Source organism: Psychrobacter pacificensis, from assembly GCF_018336615.1.
GTDB lineage: Bacteria > Pseudomonadota > Gammaproteobacteria > Pseudomonadales > Moraxellaceae > Psychrobacter > Psychrobacter pacificensis.
The window spans coordinates 663,582-682,521 of sequence record NZ_CP048752.1 but is presented as its reverse complement, the minus strand read 5'-3'; the positions used below and the strand labels follow the sequence as shown (position 1 = coordinate 682,521).

At 44.2% G+C, this 18,940-nt stretch carries 18 protein-coding genes and 1 pseudogene; 12 read left to right on the top strand and 7 right to left on the bottom strand.

Annotated features, from left to right (window positions below):
* Nucleotides 1-49: 49 nt before the first annotated feature.
* Nucleotides 50-1,918 (top strand): annotated as a pseudogene (locus tag GYK50_RS02990) (P-loop NTPase fold protein); the annotation flags it as partial.
* A gap of 49 nt (nucleotides 1,919-1,967) precedes the next feature.
* On the opposite strand, the gene GYK50_RS02985 reads toward GYK50_RS02990, so the two are convergent.
* Nucleotides 1,968-2,249, bottom strand: coding sequence for a DUF503 domain-containing protein (locus GYK50_RS02985; RefSeq protein WP_201589318.1), 282 nt, complete (start codon nucleotides 2,247-2,249; stop codon nucleotides 1,968-1,970).
* A gap of 117 nt (nucleotides 2,250-2,366) precedes the next feature.
* Here GYK50_RS02985 and GYK50_RS02980 point away from each other — a divergent pair, with 117 nt between their 5' ends.
* The 4 genes from GYK50_RS02980 (at nucleotide 2,367) to GYK50_RS12805 (ending at nucleotide 5,498) form a co-directional block, all read left to right on the top strand.
* Nucleotides 2,367-3,155, top strand: a complete 789-nt coding sequence (locus GYK50_RS02980; RefSeq protein ID WP_212564493.1) for a threonine/serine exporter family protein — start codon at nucleotides 2,367-2,369, stop codon at nucleotides 3,153-3,155.
* Nucleotides 3,156-3,608: a threonine/serine exporter family protein gene (locus GYK50_RS02975; RefSeq protein ID WP_201557381.1), complete on the top strand. Its 453-nt coding sequence runs from the start codon at nucleotides 3,156-3,158 to the stop codon at nucleotides 3,606-3,608. It abuts the gene before it with no gap.
* 177 nt (nucleotides 3,609-3,785) lie between these two features.
* Entirely contained in the window at nucleotides 3,786-5,141 is a 1,356-nt protein-coding gene (gene gorA, locus GYK50_RS02970; protein ID WP_212564241.1) for a glutathione-disulfide reductase, read from the top strand.
* A gap of 228 nt (nucleotides 5,142-5,369) precedes the next feature.
* On the top strand, nucleotides 5,370-5,498 hold the full coding sequence (locus GYK50_RS12805) for a hypothetical protein (protein ID WP_265088257.1): 129 nt from the start codon (nucleotides 5,370-5,372) through the stop codon (nucleotides 5,496-5,498).
* Nucleotides 5,499-5,501: 3 nt separating this feature from the next.
* On the opposite strand, the gene GYK50_RS02960 is transcribed toward GYK50_RS12805, so the two are convergent.
* Nucleotides 5,502-6,113, bottom strand: a complete 612-nt coding sequence (locus GYK50_RS02960) for a GNAT family N-acetyltransferase (RefSeq protein WP_212564239.1) — start codon at nucleotides 6,111-6,113, stop codon at nucleotides 5,502-5,504.
* An 85-nt stretch (nucleotides 6,114-6,198) separates the two neighbouring features.
* Nucleotides 6,199-7,848: an FAD-dependent oxidoreductase gene (locus GYK50_RS02955; protein ID WP_186473778.1), complete on the bottom strand. Its 1,650-nt coding sequence runs from the start codon at nucleotides 7,846-7,848 to the stop codon at nucleotides 6,199-6,201.
* 242 nt (nucleotides 7,849-8,090) lie between these two features.
* On the opposite strand from GYK50_RS02955, the gene truD reads away from it, so the two are divergent.
* Entirely contained in the window at nucleotides 8,091-9,374 is a 1,284-nt protein-coding gene (gene truD, locus GYK50_RS02950; RefSeq protein WP_186473776.1) for a tRNA pseudouridine(13) synthase TruD, read from the top strand.
* Nucleotides 9,375-9,402: 28 nt separating this feature from the next.
* On the opposite strand, the gene GYK50_RS02945 is transcribed toward truD, so the two are convergent.
* Together GYK50_RS02945 and GYK50_RS02940 are read right to left on the bottom strand one after the other, a co-directional pair.
* Nucleotides 9,403-10,863 (bottom strand): GGDEF domain-containing protein, encoded by a 1,461-nt coding sequence (locus GYK50_RS02945; RefSeq protein WP_186473774.1) that lies wholly within the window; start codon nucleotides 10,861-10,863, stop codon nucleotides 9,403-9,405.
* Between the two features lie 292 nt (nucleotides 10,864-11,155).
* Nucleotides 11,156-12,037 carry a PHP domain-containing protein gene (locus GYK50_RS02940; RefSeq protein ID WP_058024628.1) on the bottom strand — a complete coding sequence of 294 codons (882 nt, stop codon included), beginning with the start codon at nucleotides 12,035-12,037 and terminating at the stop codon, nucleotides 11,156-11,158.
* Between the two features lie 305 nt (nucleotides 12,038-12,342).
* Between GYK50_RS02940 and ispZ the strand changes: the two genes are divergently transcribed.
* The 6 genes from ispZ to GYK50_RS02910 all read left to right on the top strand — a co-directional run bounded on the left by ispZ (nucleotide 12,343) and on the right by GYK50_RS02910 (nucleotide 17,208).
* Nucleotides 12,343-12,894 carry a septation protein IspZ gene (ispZ, locus tag GYK50_RS02935; RefSeq protein ID WP_071003109.1) on the top strand — a complete coding sequence of 184 codons (552 nt, stop codon included), beginning with the start codon at nucleotides 12,343-12,345 and terminating at the stop codon, nucleotides 12,892-12,894.
* Between the two features lie 134 nt (nucleotides 12,895-13,028).
* Nucleotides 13,029-13,346 (top strand): YciI family protein, encoded by a 318-nt coding sequence (locus GYK50_RS02930; protein ID WP_071003108.1) that lies wholly within the window; start codon nucleotides 13,029-13,031, stop codon nucleotides 13,344-13,346.
* A 17-nt stretch (nucleotides 13,347-13,363) separates the two neighbouring features.
* Nucleotides 13,364-13,774: an SH3 domain-containing protein gene (locus GYK50_RS02925; RefSeq protein ID WP_227674132.1), complete on the top strand. Its 411-nt coding sequence runs from the start codon at nucleotides 13,364-13,366 to the stop codon at nucleotides 13,772-13,774.
* 129 nt (nucleotides 13,775-13,903) lie between these two features.
* Nucleotides 13,904-15,976, top strand: a complete 2,073-nt coding sequence (gene mnmC1 / locus GYK50_RS02920; RefSeq protein WP_212564238.1) for an FAD-dependent 5-carboxymethylaminomethyl-2-thiouridine(34) oxidoreductase MnmC1 — start codon at nucleotides 13,904-13,906, stop codon at nucleotides 15,974-15,976.
* A 106-nt stretch (nucleotides 15,977-16,082) separates the two neighbouring features.
* Nucleotides 16,083-16,517, top strand: coding sequence for a secondary thiamine-phosphate synthase enzyme YjbQ (locus GYK50_RS02915; RefSeq protein ID WP_212564237.1), 435 nt, complete (start codon nucleotides 16,083-16,085; stop codon nucleotides 16,515-16,517).
* A gap of 58 nt (nucleotides 16,518-16,575) precedes the next feature.
* Nucleotides 16,576-17,208 (top strand): hypothetical protein, encoded by a 633-nt coding sequence (locus GYK50_RS02910; RefSeq protein WP_284719643.1) that lies wholly within the window; start codon nucleotides 16,576-16,578, stop codon nucleotides 17,206-17,208.
* Between the two features lie 142 nt (nucleotides 17,209-17,350).
* Here the strand turns inward: GYK50_RS02910 and GYK50_RS02905 are convergent, their stop codons facing one another.
* On the bottom strand, nucleotides 17,351-18,025 hold the full coding sequence (locus GYK50_RS02905; RefSeq protein WP_212564236.1) for a DUF4112 domain-containing protein: 675 nt from the start codon (nucleotides 18,023-18,025) through the stop codon (nucleotides 17,351-17,353).
* Nucleotides 18,018-18,935 (bottom strand): 4-hydroxybenzoate octaprenyltransferase, encoded by a 918-nt coding sequence (gene ubiA, locus GYK50_RS02900; protein WP_212564235.1) that lies wholly within the window; start codon nucleotides 18,933-18,935, stop codon nucleotides 18,018-18,020. Before ubiA ends, GYK50_RS02905 begins: the two co-directional genes overlap by 8 nt.
* Between the last annotated feature and the right edge of the window lie 5 nt (nucleotides 18,936-18,940).

Below are 18,940 nucleotides of genomic sequence, written 5' to 3'. Positions count from 1 at the left end.
TTTTTTATTGGTTAAGGTTTAAGCTTGATGTTAATATAACCATTATTTTAAGAACATCTGTAAGGTATTAGTGATGGCAAATGTAGAAAATCTTGAAAAACGACTTATAGATTTGATTGATGAAGAAAGCTCATTTGCTATTGCTCTGACTGGTGAATGGGGTATTGGTAAGACGCGCTTTTGGAATGACTTCTACGAGGAAAACCATATAAATTTAGGTGTTAACAAATACTCTTATGTCTCTCTTTTCGGTATAGATTCAATAGAAGCGTTGAAATTTGAAATTGCCCTTAGCACCCACGAGACCACTCAAAAAAAAGACTACCTTTCTGGTCTTAAAGGTATCTTTAAAAAGAGCTTGGATGCTATAGACCTGCCAAAACTTGAAGGTGCAGGTGTCAGTTTGTCTCTTGGTAAGGGATTAATTAGCAGTGCCATTACCAGTCTTATCGGAGACACTTTGGTTTGCATTGACGATATCGAAAGGCTATCTAAAAACTTAGATATTAAAGATGTGATGGGTTTAGTGAATCATCTAAGCTTAGAGAAAAACTGTAAAGTAGTAGTGATATTACACGAAGGTAAAGCAGATAAAAAATTTAGAGAATATAAGGAAAAAGTGTTTGATGAAGTATTAGTTTTAGATGACTCATTATCAATTATTAAAGATAAGATTAGTGATGTCGATACATTTCCTATCTACGAGAAATTTTATCAAACTATGGGTGTTAGAAATCTTAGGTTTTATCAGCGCGTTCAGAAAATCTATCAGGAGATAATAAAACACTCATCAGATTTATCAGAGTTGAGCAAGGAAGAAATCCTAAGACAAATTCTTATTATCAAGCTTGTTAATGACATTCCTAAAGTTCTTGATGTCGATATGAAAGAGTTAGAAACATATTTTTCTGAAGATGGTCTCGATGACCGATTAGATATCTTTTTAAAAAGTGATGATGAAGCACTAAAACCACCTGTTAGAACTAAGAAAGATGATGTAGAAAAAAAGCTTTCAAAATTCTATCCTAACTTTCGTATGGAAGGGTGGGCTAAAATCATTATTGAACTGATTACCAATATTGATGTAGATCATGAAAAGTTTGAAAGCCTACTAGAGCAAGACTTAATTACTGAACAAAATTTGGAAAATGATAGAGAAAATAAGAACTTGATGGCTGAATATCGTAATTTAGACTCAGATCAAAGCTTCAATCAGAGACTATTTGACAATATTAAGGATAGGATAGACAGAGAAGCATTCCCTAATTTAAGCCTCTATTACAATATACTCGAAAAAAATGGTTCTCCTGAGTTAGCCAAAAAATTTGAAGAGTTAGTGAAACAATATATAGAGGACAAAGTCAAGAAAGGACCAAGCGAGTGGTTTATAGGAGATTATTACCTTAGAATCCCTGTACCTCCTGATATTTTTTATAAGTTCCTTTTGCAGACCATTAGTAATCAAAAAAAGGGATTGGCTCTAAATACTGATGCTAGTACTCTATCCGAAATTTTTATGCGATTTTGCAAACATGGAAATGATAGCGAGGATTTTTTTGAAGCTATACAAAATATTAGTAAAGAAAATTTCAGTTCTGTTGTTTGGCAACCGCTTGATGATGGAATAGATAGAATTAGATATATTCGAGAATTGCTAAAGCACCCTGCTTTTAAAGTTGAGGTTGCCAAATTTAACAACGGAGATAGAATTGATACAGCGATTTGGCATTATCGAGAGCTGGTAAATGCTCAAAAATTACCCCCTTTTTATTATCAACCATTTCTTATTGAAAGCAAATTGAACGAAGTTAAGCAATGGACTCTAGAGTTGCTCCAAGAAAGAAGTATAGAAAAACCTAACAGTAAGGCAGCTATCGAGCATTTTTTAGAGCTTACGAATAACTTAGAAAGTATTTGACAGTAATACTAAATAGCTAATTTGTGATGCAGTTTAGCTCCTATTCTAACTATACAAACTCCCTCTCAACATTCATCACCCGCGCATCTACTGTACGTTCTATCTTTTCCTCAATCTGGCTACACTGAGACTCAACCTCACGTTTAGACAGCCCGACTATAACGAATGTCCATTCGCTAGCATCATGGCGATCGCGCTCACCGCTTTCGCACACCGCAACGCTTGGCGTATTGCCAAAACGTGCGTGCAATCCGCCCATACGTTGGCGTTTTTCTTTTAATGAGCTACAACCAGGTAGCGCAAAAGTCAGCGTTAAGATAGCGATATGCATTTTATTCTCCTTGTGACAGTGGTTTACGCTTTATAATAGTAGCAAATAAGCAAGGCAAGTTATGCTATCTTTACCTCTATCCATATCGATATCGCAGCCAATATGCATATTCCTCCAATGACTTCTATCAGCTACGTACAGCAGCAACGCATCACTCGACTCTGCGTGCGCTGCGGCTTACTGCTTATGCAGTATGGCGCTGAGTCTGCCGTGGTGGTGGACTTATCGAAGCGTTTGGGGTTTGCATTGGGAATGAGTAGCGTCGAGTGTTCGCTAAATTTTAATGCGATCACTTTGACGACTATCTGTAATGAGCGTTGTATCACCACCACCCGAGACACCATCAACCAAAGCATCAATGTCAATTTATTGGTGCAAATCCAGCAAATCGTCAATAAAACCGAAGCCACGATCAATAATAATGATTTGATTGACCGCACAACCCTTGCGTTTGATAAGTTGGATAAAACCGTGTATCCGACATGGCTAGTCAGTATATTTGTCGGCGCTTCTTGTGCGGCGTTTGCTTATTTGAATGGCGGCAGCTGGTCGATTACGGCGGTGACCTTTATCGCGGGTATGGTGGCGATGTTTACTCGTATCTATTTGTCCAAGCATCACTTTAACCCTTTTATCACCGTTATTGCTACCGCTTTTATCGCCTCCTTGATCGGGGCGACGACTTATTATTTTGATATTGGCAATAATGCCGATATCGCCGTTGCCTCTAGCGTGCTGCTGCTGATTCCAAGCTTTCCGCTGATCAACTCCTTATCCGACATCTTAAAGGGCTATGTCAATATCGGTATTGGACGTGCGGTTTTTACTTATATGCTGACCTTATCCGCGTGCGTGGGCATCGTCATGGCGCTGGTGTTACTACGCATACAGCACTGGGGGTTTTAGATGTGGTTTATTGAGACCGTTGTGCTGTCTTGCATCATTACCCTTGGCTGGACGCTGATGTTCAGCGTACCCAAACGCTATATTTTGCCGTGTTTGCTGATGACCGCTCTGGGATTCGGACTAAAAACCGCGCTTGTCTATCAGCATGTTCATCTGGTGATAGCGAGCTTTTTTGGGGCGATGCTTGCCAGCTTTTTGGGGGTATATTTTTCTAAGAAATATACCTTACCGCCCAAAGCGTTAATCTCCCCAAGTGTCATCTGTATGATGCCAGGTATCGCCGCTTATAAAGCGATGGTCAGTATGGTGCAGATAGGCTATTTTGGTTTTTCGGACGAGTTATTTAGCCAAATGATGGTGTATTTATTCGAAGCCTTGTTTGTGACCTCAGGATTGGTACTGGGCTTGTCCATTCCTGGGCTGTTATTTTATAGACGGCGTGCCATAGTCTAGGCAGGTTTAAGTGGGTTTAAATGAGATTATTGTGTGTTAGGCTATTTTTGTTTAAATACTTTTATAAACTGATGCTAGCTGGCACACCCTTATGATAAAAAACTTGTAAGATGGATTATCCATACCCATTACAATAGAGTTCAAAACTGTACCGAAACTTAATGAAGAGACATAACAATGACAAAGCATTATGATTATATTTCCATTGGCGGCGGTAGCGGCGGTATTGCCTCCATTAACCGTGCAGCAAGCTATGGCAAAAAGTGCGCGATTATCGAAGCGGAGCAATTAGGCGGCACTTGCGTCAATTGGGGCTGCGTACCCAAAAAGGTGATGTGGTACGGCGCGCAAGTCGCCGAGGCGATTGAGAAGTACGCGCCAGACTACGGATTCGAGGTTGAGTTAAAGAATTTCGATTTTCAAAAACTCGTTCAAAGCCGTCAGCAGTACATCGAGAATATCCATCGCTCTTATGACAATAACTTAGCCAAAAATGGCGTGGAAGTGATTAAAGGCTTTGCTAAATTCATCGATACCAATACGGTTGAGGTCAATGGCGAGCAAATCACTGCCGATCATATCCTAATCGCGACGGGCGGTCATCCTATCAAGCCTAATATCAAAGGCGCAGAGCACGGCATCGATTCTGATGGTTTTTTTAAATTGACTCATTTGCCCAAACGCGTCGCTATCGCAGGCGCAGGTTATATCGCTGTCGAAATCGCAGGCGTGCTGAACAGCTTAGGCGCTGAGGTGCATCTATACGTGCGTCAGCATTCGCCGCTACGCTCGTTTGATCACACTATCGTTGAGACCTTGCTCATAGAGATGGAGCAAGACGGTATTCATCTGCATACCAACACCACCCTTACCGAAGTCAATAAAAACGAAGATGGCTGTTTAGAGCTATGTACTAAAGATGGCACGCTTGATACGGTCGATTGCTTGATTTGGGCGATTGGCCGCGCACCTTCAACCGACAACATCAACCTACAAGTAACGGGCGTAGAAACCACCGAGTTTGGCAAAATCAAAGTCGATAAATTCCAAAATACCAATGTCGATGGTATTTACGCGGTCGGTGACATTATCGAAAACAGCATTGATCTGACACCAGTTGCCATCGCCGCTGGTAGGCGTCTGTCTGAGCGCTTGTTTAACAACAAGACCAATGAGCATTTGATTTATGATTTGATACCAACGGTTATATTTACTCATCCCGCTATCGGTACTATTGGTTTATCAGAGATTGACGCGGTGAAGCTACATGGCAAAGACAACATTAAGTGCTACACCTCGACCTTTACCTCGATGTATAGCGCGGTGACGCAGCATCGCCAAAAATGCGTGATGAAGCTGGTGTGCTTAGGTGAGGAAGAAAAAATCATCGGCTTACATGGCATCGGTTACGGTGTCGATGAGATGCTGCAAGGGTTTGCCGTAGCAGTGAAGATGGGCGCGACCAAAGCAGACTTTGATAATACCGTTGCTATTCATCCAACCGGTGCAGAAGAGTTTGTGACGATGCGTTAGACAGACTGAATGAGAAGAAAGGCTATTTTTAACAAATGGCCTTTTTTATTGTCTATTTTTGCTTTAGTGTAAAACCACATACAGACAGCACAATCCTGATACTGCTATGATGCGTTTAATAATGACCGTTGCGAGATGACTGTGTGGCAGATTTACCTTTTTATATTACCCGTGGGCTTAGGCATCATGACCTTGGCAGGAAGTTTGCTATTTTTATTCGCTTTTCTCATGTCTGATGATAATGCCACGCGCGTGCCCGCCTTTAATTGGTTTAAGCGCTTAATCATTGTGGCATTTATCTTACTCAGTATTGGGCTATTTATGACCTTTGGGCATTTTTGGGGGCCATCAAGATAGGGGCTATGCACTGACCCTTTTTTCTAACTCCAATAGCTCTAAATCTTCGCGTTTTGGCTCACCATTATTACCATCATTTGGGAACGGTATTTTATTACCATTTAACTGATAGCCACGGCGCTGATAGTAAGCCAAAAGCTCAGGGCGATGGCTCAAAATTGACATGGTTAAGCGTGCAGGCTGTTTATCAGTGTCATTTTCAGTTGATAACAGATGTCGTGTGGCAAAAGTCTCGGCAGCCTGTAGTAGCACATTGCCAACGCCCTGCCCTTGCAGTTCAGGATGTACCGCAAACATACCGATATAGGCTTTTTTGTTTGAGTTGGCATCAGTTTTTATATCGACAGCGATACAACCAAGTATTTCACCTGTTTCCTCTGCATCACGCTCACCTGTCGTGGTTTTTGGATAGACAAACAGATAGTGTGTGGGATTATTAATCGTACTCGCCAGCTCCTCTGGCGTGATACGGATACCGCCGACTAAGTCAGCCTCATTGGTCCAGCCCGCTGTCTCTCGATAGCAGCAGTTTAATAACCGCTCAAGTGCGCCAATATCACTCGCGTCAGCCTGACGTAAAAATACGGCATCTTTGCTCAAATTACTTTTATTCATATTATAGTGTTCCTTTTTTATTTATAAAAAAACTGGCCTAGTTTCCTAAGCCAGCTTAAATACTAATACTTATCTGTCTATAGTACTAGCGCGATAATGCATGCGCCTGGTCAATCATATCAAACCCTGCATTAAGCTGTGCGCGCGTTGGTGCATGACCTCGGCGTAATAGTTCAGAGAAAGCAACCAGCTCTTTATCACGTCCAAGCGTACTTGCCGCACTCGCACGTGTATCCGCACCTTCGTCATCAAAATAATATTCGATATAGTCGAGCGTATCTGGCGTACCAAATAGGATATTGTGATCGGGCGTTGGCGCATGACCGCTATAGCGTAGGCTTTTGCCATATTGCATGGTCCAAAAGAAGGGAATGCGCGCCTCTAGCGAATCGACATTGTCATTATTTAGTATTGCGGCTGCCGTGACCATGCCATGCTGCAACGCCACGCGCCAATGTTCGATACGCATACGACCCATTTGGTTGGTAGGTTTGGCAATATCACCGAGCGCATAGATACCATCGCGCAGTTGTAGATGAGCGTCAACTTGTACACCATCTGGATCATTGATCTCATGCAATATCTCTGTACGTGGTGACACACCTGTGCCCAAGACCACAATATCAGCATCAATATGCTCGCCATTCGCCAACGTCACACCGCCTACATTTGAGAAAGCCTGATTATTGCTATCTCCATCCTTGTCCACTTGACGCTCAATCTTAGTGATTTCATTGACGGTTGCATCGAACACAAAGTTAATGCCCTTTTCTTCATGTAGCTTAATTAAGGCGTTACTCACCGTTTCTGAGACGATATTGCTCATTACACGGCTGCCTTGTCCAATCACGGTAATAGAAGCAGTCGTGCCTGCTTGCGCCAATGCCGAAGCGGTCTCCATACCGATAAAACCTGTACCGATAATCACTACGCGCTGGTCATGACTGGCCGCTTTGATCAATTTGGCATCTGCCATGCTACGCAAGGTATAGACGCCATCTGTCTCTGCTCCTTTGATAGGCGGAGTGATCGGCGACGCCCCTGTTGCCACCACTAAGAAGTCCGCTGTCTGCCGCGTGCTGTCGCCGTTTTCATTTTTTATGACAATGGTCGCCTCATTGGGCAATACTTCGCTGACCGTTTGATTCAGGTGCAGATCAATATCGTTGCTACTCGCCCAATCTGATCCGCCCAATAATAGCTTATCTTCATCCATTTTCCCTGCCAAAAATGCTTTCGATAATAATGGGCGGTTATAAGGAGCTTTGTCATCTTTGCTAATCATGGTGATTTTGCCGCCATAGCCACCTTGGCGCAATTGATGCGCGGTCATAAAACCTGCACCGCCGCCGCCGACGATGATGGTATGCGTATCAGCGAGCTGATCGTTATCTGCTCGCTCGTTGATATTGCTAGTCGTATCAACGATTAAGTTGTCGCCTTGCCTAGTCACGCTATAGCGCGTCAAGCCTTTCATCGCAACCGGCTCTATCAGCGAACCATCAGTACTATCAAAAGTGCCATGATGCCAAGGACAAACCACTCGATGACCGCAGCGTAACCCATTGCCCAAATCTGCACCCGCATGCGGGCATTTACCATCGAATGCATGGAACTCATCGTCATCACGAGTGATTAAAATGATGCTATCGTCTTCTTGCTTGTACGATTTCATACCGCCATTTGGAATATCCGATTTTGTTATCGTGACTGTGTTGATCATCGCCTTGGTCATAATGCTTCCTTAACAGTTATAATGAGTTCCTGATGATAGCGTGTTGAAAATAGCCCTAACCATTCAGAGCGATTCAACCTACCTTATTATTTTTGATGTTTTATGCATTGATAGTAGCAAGCGCGCAGCATATACGATGTTTTTTTGTATGCTTGCTGCGTTGCAAAACGTAATTGCGCCGTTTTTATCAGCGTCTTTGCTATCTCCATTTATTATAAATAAACACAATAAAAGACTATTTTATGACTCCTCAAGACACCTCTAACGATATTGAAAACAACTCTGCTCCTCAGTCCATCTTAGATAGTGACTCAGATAGCGATACAAATAATCAGGCTGCCGACAGTTTTGATCTCAGTGTTATTGATATTGGCGCTGTCACTGACACCGCAAACTTGCCGCAGCCAAAGCCTCAACCGATAAAGCAAGCTACTTATAAAGCAGATGCCACCGACTTTGTGGTCAACGAAATACTCCCGCTAGAGTTGACAGGTGATGGTGAGCATCTATGGCTGCATATTAAAAAACTAGGCATGAACACCGCGTATCTGGCAAAACTGTTGTCAGAGTGGGCAGACATACCGCTACGTGATGTCGGTTACTCAGGACTGAAGGATCGTCATGCGGTGACGACCCAGTGGTTTAGTCTGCGTATACCCAAAAAGCAGTTGCCGCCTACAGAGTTTGCGCCGATAGATATTGGCGAGCATGAATCTGTCGTTATTCTGGCGCAGCACTGGCATAATAAAAAACTCAATCGCGGTACCCACCGTGCCAATCAATTTATCATTACCTTGCGTGATATTAAGTTTACGAATGATGATGAAAACACTGAATCAACTGAGCAATCGTTATCTACTCAGCAGACGGCTAAGCAACGCGTCGAGGAGCATTTAGCACGCATCGATGAAACAGGTGTGCCTAACTACTTTGGCCCACAGCGTTTTGGTCGTCAGGGTAATAATGTTAGAGAAGCGTTGTCGCTATTTGCCCGTCCAGCGCGCGAGCCAAAGCCGCAACCCAAAAAGAGCAAACGCAAACGTGCGCCACGCGAACAAAATACGATGGAGCTGTCGGCAGCCCGTAGCTTGATATTCAATGAGATACTAGCCGCGCGAGTTCGTAATGGCAGCTGGAACACTGGCCTAGCAGGGGAAGTATTTAATCTGGATGGTTCGGGGTCGATATTTACCAGTGAGGAGATAGACGATACGTTACGCGCTCGTATGAGTAGCGGCGATATTCATCCAACTGCTGTGCTTTGGGGTACAGGTAATGACAAAGTCAGTGGCAGTGCAGCCGCGTTAGAAAACGAAGTTGTACAACACAGCCCATTACTCATGCAGCTAGCAATGGGATTGGAGCAGCGTGATATTAAAGCGCAAAGACGATCATTACGACTGCCTATTGAGCAATTAAGCTGGGAGTGGTCGGATGAGCAGATATTGGTATTGAGCTTTACGTTGACCACTGGTAGCTTTGCCACTAGCATGCTAGCAAGTTTGGTTCAGCAGATGGATTCATGATTGAGTTATTGATAGTGCAGAGGGGCAGCTAGCGGTTTTTGTAGAGTGAATGGATACTACCATTTTTTTCAGCAAACATATGGTTGGCACTGACGACTTGATTGCGTCCACGGTGCTTGGCTTCATAAAGAGCCTTATCTGCTGCGCTAATCAAACGTTGGCAGATGTCGCTAGGCAGTTTTTGCATGAATGCCATTTGGCTCTCAGCGCGCTGAGTGGCAATCGGCTTGATAAGAGGTGATGCACTTGATTGAGACTGGGCTTTTTTTGCCAAAATAGATTTATAGTTTTTGACAATGCAAGCTCTTTCTTGATGGGTCAAGGTATACAGCCCAAAACTCGCTGTCACGCTAAAATCAAACACATCACCGACCTTGATGATATGCTCAGCAATACTAAGCCGTAATTGCTCCGCAATCACCATTGCACTATCGTGCGACGTATCTGGTAGCACAACCAGAAACTCCTCACCACCGTAACGGCTAATGATGGTTTCATCTGATAACGACTGCAATAGCGTCTGCGATATTTCGATCAACACTTGATCCCCCACATCGTGGCCATAGTTATCGTTGATGCGTTTAAACCAATCCAAATCAAAGAGCATCACGCTCAAATCCTCATTGTCTCGTACCGTTGACAACGCATACTTCATTTTCTTCAGGCCGTAGCGACGGTTTTTTAGCTTCGTGAGCTCATCTTGATTGGCATACTGCAAGGTTTCTTGCCGACTATCATCTAAAACCAATAGCAAAGCACGAAATATATAAACGATAAAAATCGCTTTCGGGAATGCTAAATATAAATGGGTTGAGCGCCAAAAAAAAGCTGATGAACGCTGTATCTCAGTGATACTATCCCAACTTAATACATTGTTTTCAAACGCTGAAGCAGCAACGGCATTTTCAACCGCCATAATCTCGTTGTAAGTCAAATAATTATGAGTTTCTAGTAACGGGTGGATAACGGTCAACTGACGTAGATTGGGTAAAGTGATACCAAAATAGGGCGAGGTAATGGCCAATAACATAAGTATGATTTGTAGCCAAAACATGCGCCAAGCATAGCGGCGTTTGATGAGCATCATGCCAAGCATCGCACCGCCAACTAGCGATACTCCAGCAAACAAGCTGCTATAACCTATCACCACGATGACGGTAGCAATATAGAACGTATAAGTCAGTACTAGTGCGATTTGCCATCTGTCTAAAATATCCCGCCTACTTCCAGAGTGCGGCAAATATTTGACCATACATAAGAAAAATAAACCCATTACGCTGATTCCCAGCCATAGTGGGTACAGATAGTGCATATTGACATAGGCATGGAGCGCATCTTGTCGCCACCAAACGAACAGACACCACAGCCAATGCAAGGATACTTCCATGACAATAAATAACGCCATCAATGACGTTCTGTCAGCCGCTTGCCACTCAAAAATCATTTGAGAGAGCTTTTTGTATCCAAGATGAGAGACCGACACAGCCATAGATGGGCTACCGCAGAAAATATAAATGCACTGACTTTACAGGCATTGTGATCGAGTTAATCGAGTTAAAGGGCGTCATACCTTTTATAAACTTTTCTAGATATCCCTTTAAGTGTTACAAGTTCTGTCTGTATTATCAATCTGTTTTGTACATTTATTTATCAATCAGCAGTTTTTGAATATACAGTTTTGAGCGTCATGATATTCACATAAAAGACTCAGTCATCTTGGCGACGAAACACAAAAGTGACTAACCGCTAAAATGTCCATAAAACATGATAAAACCATCAGACTAAGCAGGCGTGTTAAACAACTCCCAAACCCCTTGTTGGTCTTCATTCAAAATAGGCACATCACCCAAACGACGCCACGGCATATTGCTACCATGAAAGTCACTGCCAATCGAGGTGACAAGATTGTGCTCGGCAATACTACGATCAACCATTCTGCGCGTGCTGATTGGTTCACTTGTGGCTGGTAGCTCACAAGCGTCACCGCCAAGCTGAGCAAACTCCCCAATCAGCTTGCGCACTCGTGTGGCCGATAGCTGATAACGCGTGGGATGCGCGAGCACCGCTCGACCACCACAAGCATGAATCAGCTCGATACCATGCTGCATCGTCAACGCCTCGATCGCCACATAAGCAGGCTTATTATCTGCCAAATATTTATCAAAGGCTTTTTGAACGGTTTTGACCTCGCCCCGCTCAAATAATACCTGCCCAATATGTGCGCGTCCAACCGCTTGTGGGTTGCCACCTGCCTTATCGAGTACGGCTTGCCACAACTCATCGAAATCTATATCCAGCAGCTCACTGAGCTTTTCGGTGATGCGCTGACCACGTGTGGCCCGACTGTCTTGTAGTTGCTGCAGAGTGGCATGCATCTTTTCGCGATCAGTAAAGTCCAGTCCCAGCACATGAATGATCTTATTGGTAGATTTGTTTTTGCCATAGCCACCGCTCAACGTATGCTCACAGCTGATTTCCACCCCATTGATCAGCTGTATATCATAAGCATTAGCGGCTTCTCTTGCCTCATCAATGCCTGCTAGCGTGTCGTGATCAGTCAATGCCAGTACATTGATGCCCGCTGCGTGCGCGCGCTTTACTACTTCAGTTGGTGCGTAAGTACCATCCGAACAGGTACTGTGACAATGTAAGTCATATTTCATAAGATAAACCTTAATATTTTAAAAAATAAGCGTATAAACAATTTAGTAGTAGATAGTCACTATTCATATTGGTTGCTATTGATTGCTATTATTAATGATAATGTCTGAGCCAACTCTCTGGATTTAGCGACTATTGCTGCTGTATTTGATGGTTATATTTGGTTAGCGCTATGGTCATTGCTCGCAATAAGACCGTATTACTCTGTAGGTGACGTATATCGCAGGATTATCGTGTTGATTGCTTTTTTTTGCGGCAGTAGACGTGTAAACTACCTCATACGTTTTTGTTGGACACAACCTTTGCTATGAAAGCATTATTAGACTTTATCCCTTTGATTGCCTTTTTTATCGCGGCGCGTTATAACGGTATTTTGGCAGCGGCAGGGGCTTTGCTCGTCGCTACTATCATTGTTTATGCCATTCACTTTATTCGCCAAAAAGGCAAGTTTGATAAGCAACAATGGGTCGTCTTACTATTAACCATTTTGTTTTGCGGTGGCACATTGCTGCTGCGTGATGATATCTATCTGCGCTGGAAATCGCCCATTATCAATGGTATTTTTGCGTTGACCTTGTTTGTCAGTGCCGCTATCAATAAGCCATTAATGCAGCTAGCAATGAAAGAAGTATTTACTTTAACACTTAGTGGTTGGAAAAAACTGACCGTTGCTTGGGCACTTTTCTTCGCCCTCATGGCTGTACTCCATTATATTACAGCATTCACCATGTCAGATGAAGCGTGGATTAACTTCAAGACTTATGGCTGGATTCCGATTATGCTGGTATTCGTCGTGGCTCAGTTTGCTGTACTCAAAAAGCATCTCAACCCTGCGCTGACGGACAAAACCACTAAATAACAGTTATGCGCTGATTGCAGCTACTGTCTTATAATTGATAAAACTGCTTTTAGAGCTCAAAGTAATCAGCCGTTAGCGTTATACGATGTATTTCAAATCAATCATTACGTTTTATTATCAACTAAGGAAGTTCCATGTCTTTATTTGTCATTATTGGTCATGATGTGGCTAATAGCAGCGCACAGCGTCTGATTACTCGCGCTGAACATATTGAGCGATTACAGGCGCTAAGTCGTGAAGATCGTCTGGTGATTGCAGGCCCAACGCCGATCGAACATGGCAAGAGCGATATGTCAGGCAGCTTAATCATTGCTGAGTTTGACTCTATCGAGGCGGCACAAGCGTGGGCAAACGATGAGCCTTATTTACGTGATGGCGTTTATAGCCACGTGGATATCAAGCCATTTATCCAAGCATTGCCTGCGCCCACTGATAAAGTAGCTGCATCGTGAGTCAGAAAGTCCTTTATTTGAATACTCGATTCTATAAAAGTAGCTTGGCTAGCCTGCTACTGATGGCAGCAGTATCAGTGCAAGCCGCGCCAACGGCACCCAACGCAGAGGCAGCGAATCCTACAGTAGCCTCTATAAATCAACCTGCTGTAGGCGATGCAGCAACAAGTTCAGCACTAGATATCAATGATACTCTGGCAGCACAGTTGCAACCGTCTACTAAAGCACTGTCCGAGGCCAATCAAGAACTACTCAGCCGTAATGCACAATTGCAACGCCAAGTAAATGACTTGCAGACTCAAGCAAACGTCTTAGTCTATGAGAGCAAAGGTCAGCTGTTTTTGTATGGTGCATTTACCGTTTTGATCAGTTTATTGGTGGGTATTTTTATCTCGTGGCTGGTGTTCGTTCGCCGTGATCGCTGGTAAGCGATGCGCTCTTTATAGATTTAGCCTTTTACCTGCTCTATTCTGCGACGTCTCATTGTATTTTTATGAACTTGATTCTGTCATCAACAACATTTTTATTATAGTAAATCATCCTACTAAGAAGTTTCCATGTCTATCGCTCATCACACAAACGCTGAACCATTAAACACTATCACACCTGCCAAGGTTGAGTGGCAAATGGATGATACTGGAAATATGGTGCCAGTATCTGGTGAGTTCGGCGATGTGTATTTTTCGCATGCGGATGGTCTGGCAGAAACACGTCATGTATTTTTAGCGCACAATCAGCTGCCTGATCGCTTGGCAGGCCTTGTACCACAGCAATGTTTTACGATTGCCGAATTGGGTTTTGGTACTGGGCTTAACTTGTTAGCGACTTGGCAGTTATGGCGACAGCTGCGCGATACCTACCCACAACTGGCAGATGCCCGCCTACATTTCATTACCACTGAAAAATTCCCAATACCGCTTGCAGATCTGACGCACATACTTGCCCTATGGGGTCAACGTGCTCCTGAGCTTGTAGCGTTGATTGAGCCACTTTTGGCTGCGTATCCGCCTCTTATCGCAGGCTGTCATCGTTTGGATTTTTCTTATGATAATCTGACGGTCGATATATGGCTTGGTGATGCAGCTCAGAGCCTTAGCAAACTGGCAATAGAGCGCTCTCAGCAGTCTGCGCCTCAGCCTCATATCGATGCGTGGTTTTTGGATGGCTTTGCGCCTTCTTGCAACAGTACCTTGTGGGCTGACAGTATTTTTGCACAGATGCAGCGCTTATCGCGTCCGCATACCACCGCCGCCACTTATAGCTGTGCAGGTATCGTCAAGCGCGGGCTCAAGGAACATGGCTTTGCCATCAAAAAGGTAAAAGGTTTTGGTCGAAAGCGAGAAATGCTCACCGCCATTATGACCGATACAGACCATATTGACGTTACTAGTGATAATAAAAGTTGTGATAACGAAAGCCACGATGCGGAGCAGATAACAACAGATAGCACCTTTAATCACACTGCCATCATTGGTGCAGGCGTTTCAGGGTTGCTAACGGCTTGGTCGCTTGCCAATCGCGGCATTGCGGTCACTTTATTAGACAAAACGGCGCCTCTGGCTGGCGCTTCAGGCAACCCTCGAGCATTGCTTGCCCCAAAAATGACGCCAATTCACCACGTTGATGAGCATTTGCATACCATCGGTTATCTTTATAGCAGCAGGCTATATCGAGACCTTAATCAGAAAGCCACACAGCTCAATACAGCGCCAGTACTAGAGCCGACTGGAGCGCTTGATTTACTGGTGAAAGCCAATATTGGCACCGAGCAAATCGCAGATTATCCTGATGAGATGGCAACCACCCTACCCCATGAGCAAGCACAGAATATTAGTGGAATAAAAGAGCAAGACTTATCAGAGAACTTATACTTACCACAGTCTGGTTTGGTCAATCCGCAAGCATTGAAAACTATTATATTGACACATCCGCTCATTCGCTTTCAGCAATTAGAAGTGAGTGAAATTAACGAAACTGAACAGCAAGTGTGTATTGAAGGCAGTGATCAAAATCAGGAGACTGTCTCTATTCTTGCTGATCATGTCGTTATTTGCGCCGCCTTTGAGAGTCATCAATTAGATGAGCGTATTTTTGATTGCCGTAAAATTCGTGGTCAACTGTCTTGGTTTCGTCCTAGCCTAGAGCAACTGATAAATTTGCCAAAAATCCCGCTTAAATATAGTGGTTACTGTGCGCCCTTTAACGCACAAGCAGGAGATGATAACCTAAACACTGTCACCGCTGGCAAGCCATATCTATTATTAGGCGCAAGTTTTATCCGCAATGATATAGGTACTGACATTCGAGATGAAGAACATCAGATTAACCGAGACAAGCTCGTTGCTGCCATTCCTGAGATGGCATCTATCGTGCCAGCCGATACTAGCCTGTGGCAAGGGCGCGCTGGCATTCGCACTCAGACACCTGATTATCATCCAATCGTTGGGCAACTAACCAACAGTCAGCGAATTTGGACGATGAGTGCAATGGGTGCAAAAGGTTATGCGTTGGCACCCATCTGCGCTGAAGCGTTAGCGGGTATGATGCTAGGGTCATTTGCGCCACTATCTAATGCAATGCTCGCACGTCTATCGCCCAATCGTACCCGTTTGCAAACACCGCTCACTTGATATCATTTAGGATGATATTCATGTACATCAAAACAACGCTTTCGACGATTCATATTATCTTGTGATATCTTTATTTAATGTTCATTCCGACAATGAGATAAGCATCATGAGCTATCATCAAACCACCATCACCCTACCTACTTATGCCCGTGGTATTCATGTCATCACGCCTATCATCGAGGAAGCCATTGCTCAGCTCATACCGTCCAGCGCCAAAGCGGGGCTGGTTCATTTGTTTTTGCAACACACGTCAGCCAGTCTCGCCATTAATGAAAATGCTGACCCAGATGTAAGATTGGACACAGAGGATTGGCTCAATAAAATCGCCCCATCCGATCAGCCAGAGTACCGCCATACTTTAGAAGGCTCCGATGATCTACCAGCGCATCTCAAAAGCATGATGCTTGGGGTAAGTTTGACCATTCCTCTGATAGATGGTGTCTTGGGTCTAGGTATGTGGCAAGGGGTTTACTTATGTGAGCATAGAGACGTGACTGGATATAGCGGACAACGCAAGCTGGTTATTACGGTCAATACGTAATAATATAGAGTCAACCTGCCACATTGATATAGCGCGCTATTAACGGATAAACCTGATTATGACCACTTTTGTCTTAAAATTACCAAGCTCAACAAACGCTAAGGTTCACTGTCTCAAAGCTTCTGCTCTTTTTTTGAGTGTGTTTCTGCTGACTGCCTGTCAAGAAACGCCAGAACCTGAAGCACCTACCGAAACACCAACACAGACAACGCCTGTCACCACAAATATCAATGTCAATGAAGCGGCGGATGACAGTATAGAGAATGCTCAGAACCCATCACAGACTGAAGCTAATTCAGAGCGCGATGTGAGCTTGACTGAACTAGAGCAAGACCTTGGAGGCACTGTCGCTGCACCAAGTAATACTGCTACATCGCCCAATCCAGAACAGGCCATCAAAGGCGCACAAATCACTGATGTCCGTTACAAAAGTGAAGCAGGCGACACCTTATCGGTCGTTTTTGAAACGTCAGCTGCAGGGTTGCTCAATGCCATCGTCACTCGACCCAACCAGCCAAAAATGACACTCAGCGCACCAGAAGGTCAAGGCAACAACCCCACTTATCGCTCAGCTGACGGTAACGTCCAACTGGTGAGTCATGCAGGTGGCGGCACCATTGATCTTATCCAAAACAATACCGTCACTAGCTTTGATGCAGTCAGTGCTGAAGCAGAAGTCGTCACTGAATAAGTGCTAATTGCATCCTTTTTGAAAGTCTTATCTTAAATAATTAAAAAGCGGCAAACGTTACTATCGTTGCCGCCTTTTTTCACTAATACTGAATGCTCTCCGCTTACTTGCATTCACTCAAATTTCTAATATATAACTTTATTTATCCAAACCCAGTCGATTGACCAAAAAGTCCGACCAACCAGCTTATCGCCGTCCATATCCCCCAACCAACAAATACAATCACGATGAGTCCCAATATGTCAGGGATATGCAAGTACAGCCACGCTACTATAGAATTGCGCCAAAATGCACCAAAGCGGCCTTGCTGCTTGTCTTCTAATGACTGATGTAAAAAAGGCCGATCCATATGCATGGTTTCAGTGATGCCGTACTCCTGATGCAAATGCTCGTGTACGATACCCAATGTCTTGCGGCTAGGGCGAATAAAAATATCTAGCAATGTCCCAATGCCGGGCACAATACCGACCACCATATCAATCAGCGCCAGTCTGACCGCAGGTGTCATTTTATCGGCAGGAACACCCAGCTGACGACCCAGTATAAAAGCATAGCTGGTCAGTATCAGTCCTGCGACATCCCCTGCGAGAGGAATGGTAGAGAGCGCCGCATCCGCACCTATGCCTTGCTTGGTAAAAGGCACGCGGACAAGAGAATCCATTGTATTAGCAAACTTTGCCAGTTTACGCTCGGTGGCAATGACTTGCTCGCGTGTCAGTCCCTGCTCAGCAAGTTTTGCCTGATAATCGACGACTGAGCCATTTGTATTAGAGGATTTCTTTGCTTTAAATCTCGACAACTTCTTAAATTTATCCATTTAGAGTCGTCCATATACAAGCAATTGCAACGAGGGCAAAAACATAGCGTCCTACCCAGATATTGGCTAAGAATGCCTGAAAGCAAGCCTGCGCATTGCGACTGGCACAAGCGCTGTTTTGTTTGGCAAACATCATCGCCACCAATGCCAATCCGAATACGGGTGTCACGCCTAGCGTTGTTGGGGCAAAGTAATGCCACATAGCCGCGCCCATCATCAGCAAAAATAGCATTTGCAGGATTGAGATAATAATCACATCATAGCGGCCAAATAATATCGCCGTTGATTTGACCCCAATCTTGAGATCATCCTCGCGGTCAGCCATTGCGTACTGCGTGTCATAGGCCACCGTCCAGCACATATAAGCAAAGAATAATAGCCAGCACCAAATATCGGGAGCGCCCTGCACCGCCACATAAGACATCGGTATGGCCCAGCCAAACGCCGCTGCCAAAAATACTTGTGGCAGATGGGTATAGCGTTTCATAAAGGGATAAATAAAGGCCAATACAACAGCACCCAGCGACCAATAAAAAACGGCAACGGGTAAGAAAAACAGCAAACTGGCACTGAGTAATACCAGTACCAAAAATGCAGCAATGGCTTCTTTGCCAGATAGACGTCCATCTGCTAATGGACGACCTTTGGTGCGAGTCACATGACCATCTACTTTACGATCCGCAAAATCATTAATCGCACAACCAGCGGCGCGCATAAATATCGCACCGAGGGCAAATATTACAAATATCTTGAGCGTTGGCAGACCTGCTGCAACTCCTTGCTGCTGAGCTTGGCCCATGGCAGCTAACAGTACGCCCCATAATGTCGGCCATAGTAGCAGCTCAATACCCACTGGTTTATCAAAACGCGTGAGCTGGATATAGGCTTGTAGTTTGTCTTTGAATGTCATGGCTT

What these genes read in the sequence shown, in the direction of transcription:
- gorA (WP_212564241.1), top strand. Translation starts at nt 3,786, where the DNA reads ATGACAAAGCATTATGATTATATTTCCATTGGCGGCGGTAGCGGCGGT.
- GYK50_RS02960 (WP_212564239.1), bottom strand. Translation starts at nt 6,113, where the DNA reads ATGAATAAAAGTAATTTGAGCAAAGATGCCGTATTTTTACGTCAGGCT.
- ubiA (WP_212564235.1), bottom strand. Translation starts at nt 18,935, where the DNA reads ATGACATTCAAAGACAAACTACAAGCCTATATCCAGCTCACGCGTTTT.
- GYK50_RS02980 (WP_212564493.1), top strand. Translation starts at nt 2,367, where the DNA reads ATGACTTCTATCAGCTACGTACAGCAGCAACGCATCACTCGACTCTGC.
- mnmC1 (WP_212564238.1), top strand. Translation starts at nt 13,904, where the DNA reads ATGTCTATCGCTCATCACACAAACGCTGAACCATTAAACACTATCACA.
- GYK50_RS12805 (WP_265088257.1), top strand. Translation starts at nt 5,370, where the DNA reads ATGTCTGATGATAATGCCACGCGCGTGCCCGCCTTTAATTGGTTTAAG.
- GYK50_RS02930 (WP_071003108.1), top strand. Translation starts at nt 13,029, where the DNA reads ATGTCTTTATTTGTCATTATTGGTCATGATGTGGCTAATAGCAGCGCA.
- ispZ (WP_071003109.1), top strand. Translation starts at nt 12,343, where the DNA reads ATGAAAGCATTATTAGACTTTATCCCTTTGATTGCCTTTTTTATCGCG.
- GYK50_RS02910 (WP_284719643.1), top strand. Translation starts at nt 16,576, where the DNA reads ATGACCACTTTTGTCTTAAAATTACCAAGCTCAACAAACGCTAAGGTT.
- truD (WP_186473776.1), top strand. Translation starts at nt 8,091, where the DNA reads ATGACTCCTCAAGACACCTCTAACGATATTGAAAACAACTCTGCTCCT.
- GYK50_RS02915 (WP_212564237.1), top strand. Translation starts at nt 16,083, where the DNA reads ATGAGCTATCATCAAACCACCATCACCCTACCTACTTATGCCCGTGGT.
- GYK50_RS02940 (WP_058024628.1), bottom strand. Translation starts at nt 12,037, where the DNA reads ATGAAATATGACTTACATTGTCACAGTACCTGTTCGGATGGTACTTAC.
- GYK50_RS02955 (WP_186473778.1), bottom strand. Translation starts at nt 7,848, where the DNA reads ATGACCAAGGCGATGATCAACACAGTCACGATAACAAAATCGGATATT.
- GYK50_RS02985 (WP_201589318.1), bottom strand. Translation starts at nt 2,249, where the DNA reads ATGCATATCGCTATCTTAACGCTGACTTTTGCGCTACCTGGTTGTAGC.
- GYK50_RS02945 (WP_186473774.1), bottom strand. Translation starts at nt 10,863, where the DNA reads ATGGCTGTGTCGGTCTCTCATCTTGGATACAAAAAGCTCTCTCAAATG.
- GYK50_RS02975 (WP_201557381.1), top strand. Translation starts at nt 3,156, where the DNA reads ATGTGGTTTATTGAGACCGTTGTGCTGTCTTGCATCATTACCCTTGGC.
- GYK50_RS02905 (WP_212564236.1), bottom strand. Translation starts at nt 18,025, where the DNA reads ATGGATAAATTTAAGAAGTTGTCGAGATTTAAAGCAAAGAAATCCTCT.